8 protein-coding genes are annotated in these 11,516 nt (G+C 56.8%); 2 read left to right on the top strand and 6 right to left on the bottom strand.

The genetic code is table 11. The features are described from left to right. Positions 1–14: 14 nt before the first annotated feature. The 5 genes from E6C55_RS00320 to E6C55_RS00300 all read right to left on the bottom strand — a co-directional run bounded on the left by E6C55_RS00320 (position 15) and on the right by E6C55_RS00300 (position 6,883). Complete coding sequence (locus E6C55_RS00320) at positions 15–1,814, bottom strand: cache domain-containing sensor histidine kinase (RefSeq protein ID WP_168735370.1); 1,800 nt, start codon at positions 1,812–1,814, stop codon at positions 15–17. Between the two features lie 177 nt (positions 1,815–1,991). Next, the gene (locus E6C55_RS00315) at positions 1,992–3,377 is read right to left on the bottom strand and encodes an ABC transporter substrate-binding protein (RefSeq protein ID WP_136367779.1); all 1,386 of its coding nucleotides are present in this window, start codon (positions 3,375–3,377) and stop codon (positions 1,992–1,994) included. A gap of 145 nt (positions 3,378–3,522) precedes the next feature. Then, a complete protein-coding gene (locus E6C55_RS00310) occupies positions 3,523–4,392 on the bottom strand; it encodes a carbohydrate ABC transporter permease (RefSeq protein WP_136367778.1) in 870 nt (289 codons plus the stop codon). After that, positions 4,389–5,333 (bottom strand): carbohydrate ABC transporter permease, encoded by a 945-nt coding sequence (locus tag E6C55_RS00305; RefSeq protein ID WP_230986443.1) that lies wholly within the window; start codon positions 5,331–5,333, stop codon positions 4,389–4,391. The genes E6C55_RS00310 and E6C55_RS00305 overlap by 4 nt, the downstream gene beginning before the upstream one ends. An 866-nt stretch (positions 5,334–6,199) precedes the next feature. Next, on the bottom strand, positions 6,200–6,883 hold the full coding sequence (locus E6C55_RS00300; protein WP_136367777.1) for a Crp/Fnr family transcriptional regulator: 684 nt from the start codon (positions 6,881–6,883) through the stop codon (positions 6,200–6,202). A gap of 949 nt (positions 6,884–7,832) precedes the next feature. Here E6C55_RS00300 and E6C55_RS00295 point away from each other — a divergent pair. Beyond that, positions 7,833–8,747 (top strand): ATP-binding protein, encoded by a 915-nt coding sequence (locus E6C55_RS00295; RefSeq protein ID WP_136367776.1) that lies wholly within the window; start codon positions 7,833–7,835, stop codon positions 8,745–8,747. Between the two features lie 66 nt (positions 8,748–8,813). Then, positions 8,814–9,530, top strand: coding sequence for a DUF2294 domain-containing protein (locus E6C55_RS00290; protein ID WP_230986442.1), 717 nt, complete (start codon positions 8,814–8,816; stop codon positions 9,528–9,530). A gap of 86 nt (positions 9,531–9,616) precedes the next feature. Here E6C55_RS00290 and E6C55_RS00285 read toward each other — a convergent pair whose 3' ends face one another. Beyond that, on the bottom strand, positions 9,617–11,512 hold the full coding sequence (locus tag E6C55_RS00285) for an AraC family transcriptional regulator (protein WP_136367775.1): 1,896 nt from the start codon (positions 11,510–11,512) through the stop codon (positions 9,617–9,619). Positions 11,513–11,516 lie beyond the last annotated feature (4 nt).

Raw genomic sequence — 11,516 nt, 5'->3', positions numbered from 1 at the left:
CCGCACCTCCTTACCTAGGATTGAATCGGAATGGCGATTGCGATTCGAGTTCCTTGCCCTTGCCGACTGTCGAGCGTCAGCCGGAAGCGGTCGCCGTAGATAAGCTGCAACCTCTCAAAGACGTTGGACAGCCCGATGCCCGACAAACGTCCGGCGCCTTCTTCCGGCAACGCTCCTCCCAGGTCGCGGAACTCGGACCGCATCTTCTCGAGCTTCTTCTCGCTCATGCCGACGCCGTTGTCCGCAATCGTGAGCAGCAGTTCCTCGCCGGTGCGCATCGCCTTGATCTCAATGGTGCCCCGCTCCTGCCGCAGGCCGTGAATGTAGGCGTTCTCGATGACAGGCTGCAGCAGGAATCGCGGCAGCTTCAGATGCAAGGTATCGGAAGCGGCGTCGATGACCAATTCGACCTTCTCCTGCTGGCGGAAGTTAAGCAGCTCGATATAACGGCGCAGCATCTCCAATTCTCCGTGCAGCGCGGTGAATTCCTCGTCGCGGCGAATCGTCATGCGGAGCAGGCCGGACAGCGAAGAGAGCAGCTCGGCGTTCTCCTCGTCGCCCTTCATCAGAATGCGCAGCCGGATCGAGTTCAGAATGTTGAACAGGAAGTGGGGATTGATCTGCGCCTGCAGCATCGCCAGCTCGGCTTTGCGCTTGAGCGCCTGCTCGTCCTTGACCTCCTCGATCATCCGCTCGATTCGTTCCAGCATCTGATCGAACAGCTTGCCAAGCCGCCCGATCTCATCCCTGCCGCGGACGCCGGAGCGCACGGACAGATCTCCGGCCTCTACGGAGATTGCCGTCTCCCCGAGCTTGACGACCGGCTTCGTAAACTGGCGCACCATGTAGAGAAACAGCACCAGGAATATCGCAACGGCGCCAATCTGGATCAGGAAGCTGAGGCGGGACACCGAATGGATCTGGTCGACCGCTTCCTTGTACGGCCGCAGGCTGACGACGCGGTAGCCGCCGTAATTCAGATCGTGGCGGCTGAGCAGGAATTCCTCGCCGTCATAGCGGACGGACAGCGGCTTGTCCGCCTTGTCGACCTCGTCCCGGAAGACGAACTGCTGCCCGATCGCGCTGCGGTCCTTGCTGACGAGAATCCGCCCTTCCCGGTCGATCAGCACCGTGTCCTGACGTCCTACATCGTGTTTGAATATCTCGCCGAGCGCGGCCGGTTCGATGCTCATGATGATATAGGCGTAGGATTCGCGGGACGAAGCCAGGCGCAGGTTGCGCGCCATCGTCAGCAGGTACGGCTCGGCATCGACCGAGCCTGCCGTGTATTGGTCCACCAGCCCGACCCAGCCGATGTCGAAAGCAGGCAATTCTTCGATCTGCTTCATCCAGGCCATATCCAGAAACTCCGAGGGGTTGAACCCTCCATACAGATTGAATTGGTAATTGGTAAAATAACGTCCTTGGGAGGTCAGAATCGTCACATAGACCGGTTCCATCGTATTGGCGATACTGCTGAGAATGTAGCCGATGTTCTTCGTGTCGTATGTGTCCTGCGCCGGATCGCTCTGGCCCAGCCTGTAGCGCTGCCACATCTCCTTGAGCGCCAGATTGATGTCGGTGTCGAACATGATGCCGTTCGAGACGCGGATCATGTTGTCGAGCAGACTGGAGATGTACACATCCGTCAGCTCGAGCGATTTGTTCTCATTGTCGACAACTTGGGCGCGGACGATTCGCTGGGTTAAATAATCGCCCGCGATAAGGGTGAATACGGCCGGCAGCAGCAAGCACAGCGCCGCGGCGATCGCCAGCTTCCTCCGCAGCGTTCGTCCCGATCTTCTTCTGTACACGGCCGCCGCCCCCTTCCCCATGTCAACTTTCGTTCCGGTGTCGTTTCGTTGTTTTATTTTATCACACGAATGATCCGGAACAAGCGAAGGCGGGCCCCCCGCAGGGAACGCAAACGGGAAACCGCGTTTGTCGCGATTCCCCGCAGCGACTGCGCACAACGCGCGTCGTCAATTGTTTTACTTGTTGGCGTCGACAATCTTCTGCAGCGCGGTTGCGGCATTCTTGACCGTCGTCTCGATATCTTGCTGCCCCAGCACGAACTTCTCCGCTTCCTTGACGTAAGCGTCGTCAAGCTCTGACTGATAAGCCGGAGGGATGTTGAGCGGCGTCGTCGGGCTGTTCTTGATCACGTACGAGAGCGACTCCGTATCGATCATATCCGGGCTCTGAACCTTGGATTTGATGCCTTCGATAAACCGGTCCACGTCCTGCTTCTTCCAGGCCGAATAGACGTTGTTGAACTCCTCGCCCTTCGTCGTGTACCAGCGAATGAACTCGTAGGCCGCCTGTTGGTTCTTGGAACTCTTCACCACCGACATGAAGTTGCCGTTGGCCGGGCTGACGCCGGAAGGATCTCCTTCCTTGTTGGCCGGCATCGGCGCGAACGCGCTGACGAAGGTAGCCGGGAATTCGTCCGAGCCGCCGGATTCCGTGATCATCCAGTTGCCGGTGACGATCATTGCCGCCTTCTGGGAGAAGTATACCGGGCGGTAAGCCAGCTTCTGCGAGATCGTGTCGCTGTATGGAATCGCGCTCTTGTCCACGACTTCCATCTGGTGGCGAATCTCAAGCGACTGGCGAATCTCCGGGCTGTCTACCTTAAGCACGCCGTTGTTGATCAGGTTGTTGTCCTGGCTCTGGTTCAACAAGGCCAGCTCCATGTACATCGGCCAGGAATGGAAGTAAGTGCCGTATACCCGGTTAGCCCCATCGCCGCTCGACAGCTTGCGCGCATAGTCGTAGAAGTCGTCCCATGTCCAGTCCGTCGGTACCGCCAGTCCGGCTTGGTCCAGCATGTCTTTATTTAACAGAACGAAGTAATTCTCATAGGTGTCGGGAAGAGCGAAGACTTGTCCGTCGATGGAAGGATCCACGGTGTACTCGTCGGTGACCGATGCGATGCCCTCGGCCGCGAGCAGATCGTTAAGCGGTGCCAGCAAGTCGAGCCCGGCGCGCTTGGAATATTCGGTGGCGCTGGGGAACATGGCGACGTCCAGCTCCGTGCCGGAAGCGACCAGCAGGTCCAGCTTCTTCAGCCCTTCATCCGAATCGTTGTTTTCGACAAGCTCGGTGTAGTCGACCGTGACATTCGGCTTCTCCTTCTTGTACTCGGCCAGCAAGGGCTCCATCTGCGACTTCGGAATCCATGATGCGAAGCGGAGCGTAACCGGCTCGTCGCTCGGCGACTCGCTCGCGGTTTGACTTGCCGGAGCGGATGAAGACGGCGCTGCGCTGTTGCCACCGTTGTTGTTGTCGGCGTTGTTCCCGCCGCACCCAGCCAGCAGGCTTGCCATGAGACCGGTTGCTAACACAGGGACAAGCGTTCCTTTAAGTTTGAACATGAATATCCTCCCTCGCTTTCGTTATCTTCGAAGGCATCCCCTTCTTGTAACACAATCGTAACATTAGGCGGCGAATTGCGAAGGGGTCGGATTTTACTATGTTGAAAATATATTGACAATATGAAGCTCCGCCTTCTCCACCGTCTTAGCCTTTGACTCCGCCGAAGCTGATGCCTTCGATGACCTGCTTCTGGCCGATGATGAACACGATCAGCAGCGGCACGATGGCCGAGACGGAAGCCGCCATCACCAGCGAGTAGAATTGGCCGTTGCGGTCGGCGAACGCGCTCATGCCAAGCTGAATGGTGTACAAGGCCTTGTCGCTCAGGAAAATAAACGGCGTCTGATAATCGTTCCATGTCCAGATAAAACGCAGAATCGCGTAAGTGGCAACCGCCGGCCGAATGAGCGGAAGCAGAATTCGCAAGAAAATCTGACGGTGGCCGGCGCCGTCGATCTGAGCCGATTCGATATAATCGTTCGAGATTCCGTCGACGAACTGGCGCAGCAGGAACGTGCCGAGCACGCTGAAGCCGCCGAGCAGAATCAGGCCGGTATGCGTATCGTACAGCCCCATCGAGCGATAAAGCACGAACAACGGCACCAGCGTCGCTTCCGGGGGAATCATGTACGTCGTCAGAACCAGGAAGAACAACGCGTTGCGTCCGGGGAAGCGGATCTTCGTGAACCCGTAGGCCGCCATTGCGGAGACGACGACGGACAGCAGCGTTGTCAGCACCGACACTTTGATCGAGTTCCAGTAATAGAGAGTGAAGTTCGCCTTGCCGCTCCACACCTTGGCGTAATTCTCGGCAGCCTGCCAATGCTTCGGAATCCATTCGACCGGATAGATGAAGACGTCGACTTCCGGCTTCATCGACGTGGACAGCATCCAGAGGAAGGGGAGCAGGAACACCAGGCCGGCCGCGAGCATGAGAATCGTATAGATCAGCTTGCGCACGGAGACGGCGCGTCTGCGCCTGGTTGTCTTGGCTTTTGCCGTAGCCGTTGTCATCCGTTATGCACCCACTTTCGCTGGAACATCCACTGCAGGAACGTGATGAACAGAATGATCAGGAACAGCACAACCGCCATCGACGAGGCATACCCGGTCTTCAGGTTGACGAAGCCCTGCTCGTACATGTCGTAGACGATGACGGAGGTGGCATGCGCCGGACCGCCGTCGGTCAGCACCTTGATCAGGGCGAACGCCTTGAAGTTGGCGATAATGCCGGTGATGAGCAGGAAGAAGCTTGTCGGAGTGAGCAGCGGGAACGTGATCTTGCGGAACTTGGTCCACGCGGAAGAACCGTCGATATCGGCTGCCTCGTACAAGTCTCTCGGGATATTTTTTAACCCGGCGATATAGATGATCAGGCCAACCCCCAGGTCGATCCAGATCATCAGAAGCATAACGGAAGGCAGCGCATAATGGGGATCGGCCAGCCACTTGGGCGGGCTGTCGATGCCAATCGCGGAGAGCATGCCGTTGACCGGCCCGTACGAAGGATGGAACAGCACCTGCCAGACGACGGCCACCGCCACGATGCTCGAGATTTGCGGCATAAAGAAGATCACCTTGAAGAAGCCGGACAGATGCACCCGCTCGGTGATGATGACGGCCAGCAGCAGCGCGAGCGCCATTCCGATCGGCACGGCCAGCAGCATAATCAGGTTGTGCACAAGCGACTGTCCGAAGTCCTGGTCGTGAAGAAGCCTGCTGAAGTTGTGGAAGCCGACGATCTTCAGCTTATCGTAGCCGGTCAAGAACGACCAGTCCGTCAGGCTGAACAGGAACAGCATCAGCATCGGAATGATCGTGAACAACAGAATGCCGATCAGCATCGGACCGATGAACACGTAGCCGGCTGCGATCTCGCGCCGTCTGCGCCGCCGCCCCTCCTGCGTCCGCAGGGAGGCTGCGTTCGTCTTGGCCGGTATGCGCGCTTGACTCACAGGCTGTCGCCTCCTCGCTAATAAGGGTATGAATTCATTATAGGAAACCGCTTCATCGGCAATAAGGCCGGTTTATGACTCGTTTGCAATTTTTTTGACACGGATGGATGGGTAAACAAAGCCGCCTTGGGGGATCGCCCGAACGGTTGGCTTCGGGGGCATCCCTCACGCAATGCGATACGCTCCTGAGGACCGCTCACGTTTGCATTCGCTCCCATGTGCCCCCTGTATGCCACTATCCGCTCCCATGGCCCCTTTTAGGCCGATAGTCGCTCCCGTGGCCCCTTTTAGGCCGCCAGTCGCTCCCCCGCGCCTACGACTTTGGCGATTTTATATGAATTTTCACATTCGCCGGCCTGATTTGGAGGGGAATCGCGTCTTTTTATGTGGTTTTTCACATATATCCGGCGCCTCGAGCTGGGATTTCCTCTATGTATGCTATTTTTCACATAAAATCGCCTAAACTACCGTTATCGGGGCATCACGAATGTGGTTTTTCACATAAAACTCGGCATCCCGGCTTCGGTGGGGGCGATGGAGGCGGTGGAGCGGTGGAGTCGGTGGGGCGATGGAGGCGGTGGGAGCGACAGAGGAGGCGAGGACGGTAAGTTCAGCGTGTTCGGCAGACTCGGTTGATTTGTTGGGTTCGATGGGGTTGGTGGGTTCGACGGGAGCGATGGATTCAGCAGACTCGGCGGCTCGGCGGGTTGGTCGAGGTCGGCAGGTTCGATGAGTTACGGTGGAGTTTGCGGGATTTGTGGGGTTGGTGGGGCCAACGGGTTCGAGGAGTAGACTCAAAATCGTCGCAAAAACCGGCCCGCTTGCCCTAGTCACCGCGCCGCCTCTCAATAGCCCGGCTATCGGGCTCACATGGCATCCACTGTCGCTCGCAGCCTGGCCATGTCGCACACGATGATTTTTTTCCGATCGATTCGGATCCATTGCTCGTTCTGCAGCTCCAGCAGCAGCTTCGTCACGGTCTCGCGCGCCGTCCCCATCATGTCCGCGAGATGCTGGTGCGTCAGCTTCACATCGATGAGGGTCCCCTCTGCCGAAGGCACTCCGTGCTGTTCGGTCAGCCGGAGCAGCAGCCGCGCCATCCGCTTGCGCACGTCGAGAATCGTGAGGTCCGTAATGAGCTTGTTGGCGTCCCGAAGCCGATCCAGCGCCGTCTCCAGAATCCCGATCAGAATCTCCGGCCTGCTCTGGACCAATGCGAGAAAGTGATGCTTCTTCAGAATGCACAGAGTCGACTTCTCGATAGTTCTCGCGGAAGCGGAGCGCACCTTCTCGTTCTGCAGCAGCGCCATCTCCCCGAAGAAGTCCCCCTCTCGGAAGATCGATAGTATAACATCCCGGGTATGATTATCCTGATAGATTTGAACGACGCCGGACAGTATGAGATAGAGCCCGTCCCCTTCGTCGCCCTCGAAGAAGATCGACTCTCCCTTGGCATACTCGGAAGTGCCGCATAGCTCGGCAATCTCGGCCAGATGCTCGTCCGTCAGGTTCTCGAAGAGCGGGAAGTCGCGTAACAATTGAGGATTCATCTTCGGCACCTCTGTTGAATAGAGTTAATCTCCTTTAACTATACCATTTATTGCGTTAATAGACAGTTGAATAGGCCGGGGGGCGGAAAAGAGACTTCGGGCGATCTTCGTTCCGCTGGCGGGGCCTTGGGACTGAGAGGGTTGGAGAGGCAGGGGGAGGATTGGGGAGGGTTGGGAAGAATAGTCGAGACCCGGGTCCGGCGGCTTGTGCGTCTCTTGCGACTCCGGCGACTCTGGTGACTCTGGTGACTCCAGCGACTGGTGCGGCTCTTGCGATTTTATGCGGTTTTTCACATTCATCGGCTTGGATTGGCGGCAATTTCGGCGTTTTATGCGATTTTTCGCATATATCCAGCACTCCGGCCCGGAAATTTCTCCACGAATGTGATTTTTCGCATAAAACCGGACAAAGCACCCGTTTCCGAGCCGCGCGAATGTGGTTTTCACATAAAATTCGGCGGGCAGCGGTGTCGGCGGAATCTCAGCGGTAGCCTAGCGCTATCTTAGCGGTAGCTTAGCAACACCCATCAGCATCCAGCGACACCCAGCAACACCCATCAGCAACCAGCGGCCATTCCAGCAGCTCCGATGCTCCGATGGCTTCGGCGGCTTGGCGATGCCACTTGGCGGTACGACTTGGCGATGCGGCTTGGCGACCTGGCGCTTGGCAGCCTCGCATAAGGACGGATCGCCAAGCGCGGCGTCGGTCCAAACGGCCGAATCTCTTTAAGCCAAGAATGAAGGCGCTCTTTTAATACCCAAGTCATTGTGTTATAGTGTATACAGATTGTGTGCAGCTTCTGCAAGCTTCCATTTCTTCATATAAGGTAAATGAGTGAATCTATCTCCGGATAAAAGTCACGTTCATGGCCTAACTTTCTTTAACAGGGAAAGTTAGGTCTCTTTATGCTTTGCCATAATTACCCAATCCATAGATGGAGTTTTATCAATGGACAGAAGAAGACGACAAATTCGCGACCTGAACGTGTTTATTCTGGCTGGATTAGTCATCATCGCGGCGGATCAAAGCATATTGTGGGCGTTGCACCTCAATGGGTGGATAAAGATCTGGGGAATTGCGCGAACCTTGACCAGTCTCGCGTTCTTCTGGTTTGTCTTCCGGAGAGTGCACACTCATTCCATCAACGAAATCGAACGCAACAGGCAGGAGACGGCAATCGGACTACATAAGGAGAGGCAGCAATCGGAGAAGCTGACGATGGCCGGAACATTGGCCGCGTCGATCGCCCACGAGATCCGAAATCCATTGACCAGCCTGAAGGGATTCGTTCAGTTAAGCCAAGCCACTTCCAAAAATCATTCCGAGATCATGCTGGCGGAGATTGACCGGATTAACGACATCGTCAACGAGCTCTTGATATTGGCCAAACCCCAGGGAGGCGAACAGGTACGCAAGAAGCTGCGGACGTTGCTGCAGAGCGTCCTCACCTTGGTCAACCCTCAGGCGATCCTCCTCAATGTCCAGTTGCTCGATCTCTATCCGCCGCACTTGGATTCATTGGAAGTCCTGTGCGTGGAGAACAAGTTAAAACAAGTCTTTCTTAACGTCATTAAGAACGCGATAGAAGCGATGCCTGATGGCGGAACGGTCGCCGTCGAGGTCTCTGCGGACGAAGAATGGGTTTATGTCGAGGTTGCGGACAGCGGTCCCGGCATCGCTCAGGAGCAATTGCAGCGAATCGGCCAGCCGTTCAGCAGTACCAAAGAGAAGGGAACGGGATTGGGGCTCATGGTTAGCCAGACGATTCTGGACAACCACGGAGGGCACATGAGCTTCCGGAATCGTTCTGCCGGCGGGGCGGTCGTTGCCGTCAAACTTCCGATTAATCGCGAAGGAGGATAAGGTGACTCGCCATTCCATATACTTAGGCGTGTTTTGTGCAAGACCGGCACGCATAAGGAGCAACGCATGGTCGAGTTCGATCTGATGAATCAGCAAATCAACCAATTTCAGCAGCTTATCGCGAGCTATGTCGGCAAGCTATTCCGGGATCACTTCGGCAAAGGCCCGGAATCCGCTATGGTGTCCATCGGCTCGAATTCCATCACGATTTATTTCCGCAATTTCCTGACGCCTTCCGAGCGCGTTCTGCTTGAGCAGAATCAAGAGACGATCATTCATCAATTGAGGCAGGCCCTGTTCCAGGCGATGATTCCCGAGCTTGCGAGCTACATCGAGTCCGTGACGGGCATCAAACCTCATGAATTCTATTATGATTGGTCTCTGCCCAATAAATCGGGCATGCTGCTCGCCTTCTGTCCCGAACCGGTTCCCGGCGGCCAAGAGGTCAGCCAGGAGTTCGAAGGCAAAGCGGAGCTGGAACAAGAGATCGTCAGCATCAGCCAGATGGCGCAGAAGACGCCGGAGGAGATTATCTCGTACGAGGTCAATCCTCGCACGATTCTTATTATCCGCAACGGCATTCTTGTGCGCATCGAGAAGGAACTTATTCGTCTGGGGCATAGCGAACTGCTTAAGGGCATTAAACGCGATTTGGAGAACAGCTACTTGCACAACAACGACAACTTCGAGAACATGCTCGGCAAGCGCGTCGTCGATTGCTTCGTGGATTGGAACCTGGACTCGGACAAAAGCGTTATCGTCCTCGTCTTGAATGCCAAATAAGAGGTTTGGGTGCACAAGAGAGCGGACCCTTGGCCGAATCGGCCGAGGGTCCGTTGTCGTATAAAGGGATGCGGGGCAACGCTCGACTACTTGTTGCCCTCCGTCAGCAAGTCGACGATGATGTCCAGTTGTTGATCCACCGAGATCGGGTCGCTGTACAGGAATTCATTGAAGTCGATGTTGTAGATCTTGCCGGACTTGCCCGCCGGCGTGTTCTGAATAAACTTCTCCACGACCTTCAATTGCTCCTCCGAGCCTTCGTTCACGGCCAGGAACAATCGGTCGCCGACGAATTGGTCGATAACCTCGCTCGAGATCTCCCACGTCTCGCCGTTAATGACGTCCGTCTTGACTTTGTCGGTCGGCTTCAGCCCCAGATACTTGTAGAGAATGTTGCCTCCCATATTCGTATCGCCGTAGATAAAGATCGCGTCGGGGCGCACGTTCAGAATCGAGAATGTCTCCTCCGGCCCGACGTATGGGCCGATCTTCTCCTTGTACTCGGCGATCTTGGCCGCGAACGCCTCGTTCCATTGCCGCGCCTCCTCCTGCTTGCCGAGAATATCGCCGAACATCTCGACATCCTGGATCGGATCGTTGTATTGCTCCACAACGATGGTCGGCGCGATCTTGTTCAGCGCTTCGTATCCGCCCTCCACAATCTCCGCGAACGGTGCCGTCGTCACGATCAAGTCGGGCGCGAGCGCCAGAATCTTCTCCGGTTCCGGCGGAACGCCCACATCCACGATATCGGCCTTGTCGGCGATCAGCGGATTGTTCAGAATATGGGTTGTCGCACCGACCGGCTTCACGCCAAGCGCCATCAGCTCGCCCAGGTGGAACAGGCTGACTACCCGCTGAGGCTTGACGGGAATCTCCGTCCGGCCGTTCAAGTGCTCGTACATCCGGGTGCCCGCCGCCGCGCTCTCCGCGGCGCTATCCGTCGAAGCAGGCGACGGGGACGTTGTCTCTGTGTTGCCCCCTGCCTGGCACGCATTCAGAATTAAGGTTGTGCATAATAACAGCATGGCTCCGAATACAGGTCTTGCCAATCTGAACATCGATGGTTCCCCTTCCTCTACCTGTTGATAATAACTATCATTATCATTATGGTAACCGAGGGCAGGGGAAACAATAGACGATTCTGACAGATCGAATGGATTATTCCTCCGCGCCTTCCGCTGGTCCTCCCGATATTGAAGGGGAGACACGCCCGTATGCTTCTTGAACAGCCGGCTGAAGTAATACACGTCCGCATAGCCGACACCGCCTGCGACCTCCTGGATTCGCGCCTCCGACTGCTGCAGGAACTGCTTCGCCTTGCGGATGCGGACATGGATCAGGTAGTCGATCGGACCGACGCCGATCTGACTCTTGAACAGCCGCGCCATGGAGCTTGCGCTGCAATTGTACATCCCGGCCAATCCCTCGGCTGTCAGCGGCTCCTTGTAGTGCTCGTGAATATAGTGGATCGCTTCGGTTACCAGATTCGAGCGGCTGTTGCCCATTGCCGACTTGCGAATCTGCCGCATCAGCTCGTATACGAACGGAAGGAAGAGCGCCTGCGCCTGCAGCTTGTCCAGCGAAGCCCCTTGCTGCCACAAGCGATACATGGTCCGACACTTCTCCTGCAGAGGCAGCAGCGCATACGGAGTGAAGGCGTACGGCAGCCGGAAGCCCGCCCGATCCTCCGGCGATTGCGCATCGGCCGTATACAGAACGATGCAGCAGGCGAAGTCGCTCCCCAACGGGAGAACCGCCAGCTCCGAGTCCTTGCCCCCGTGCAGAACGTGAGGAGCGCGGCTGCGATAGACGGTTCCCGCCAGACTCACCTCGGCCTCTCCGCGGGTCGTCATCAGGAAGAAGCCGGAAGGCGCTGCACCGCGCTTCGGAACCGTCCCCTGCTCCGCGCTGCACTCCCGAATATCCGCCAGCCTGACAGCGACCCGGCTCCACCGCTCGATGTGGGCTTCCCAGTCCATTCGC

Source organism: Cohnella fermenti (assembly GCF_004801405.1).
Taxonomy (GTDB): domain Bacteria; phylum Bacillota; class Bacilli; order Paenibacillales; family Paenibacillaceae; genus Cohnella; species Cohnella fermenti.
This window is presented reverse-complemented; position numbering and strand designations above follow the sequence as displayed.

Coding starts and splice junctions, on each gene's coding strand:
- E6C55_RS00285 (WP_136367775.1), bottom strand. CDS start 11,512: ATGGACTGGGAAGCCCACATCGAGCGGTGGAGCCGGGTCGCTGTCAGG.
- E6C55_RS00300 (WP_136367777.1), bottom strand. CDS start 6,883: ATGAATCCTCAATTGTTACGCGACTTCCCGCTCTTCGAGAACCTGACG.
- E6C55_RS00315 (WP_136367779.1), bottom strand. CDS start 3,377: ATGTTCAAACTTAAAGGAACGCTTGTCCCTGTGTTAGCAACCGGTCTC.
- E6C55_RS00310 (WP_136367778.1), bottom strand. CDS start 4,392: ATGACAACGGCTACGGCAAAAGCCAAGACAACCAGGCGCAGACGCGCC.
- E6C55_RS00295 (WP_136367776.1), top strand. CDS start 7,833: ATGGACAGAAGAAGACGACAAATTCGCGACCTGAACGTGTTTATTCTG.
- E6C55_RS00290 (WP_230986442.1), top strand. CDS start 8,814: ATGGTCGAGTTCGATCTGATGAATCAGCAAATCAACCAATTTCAGCAG.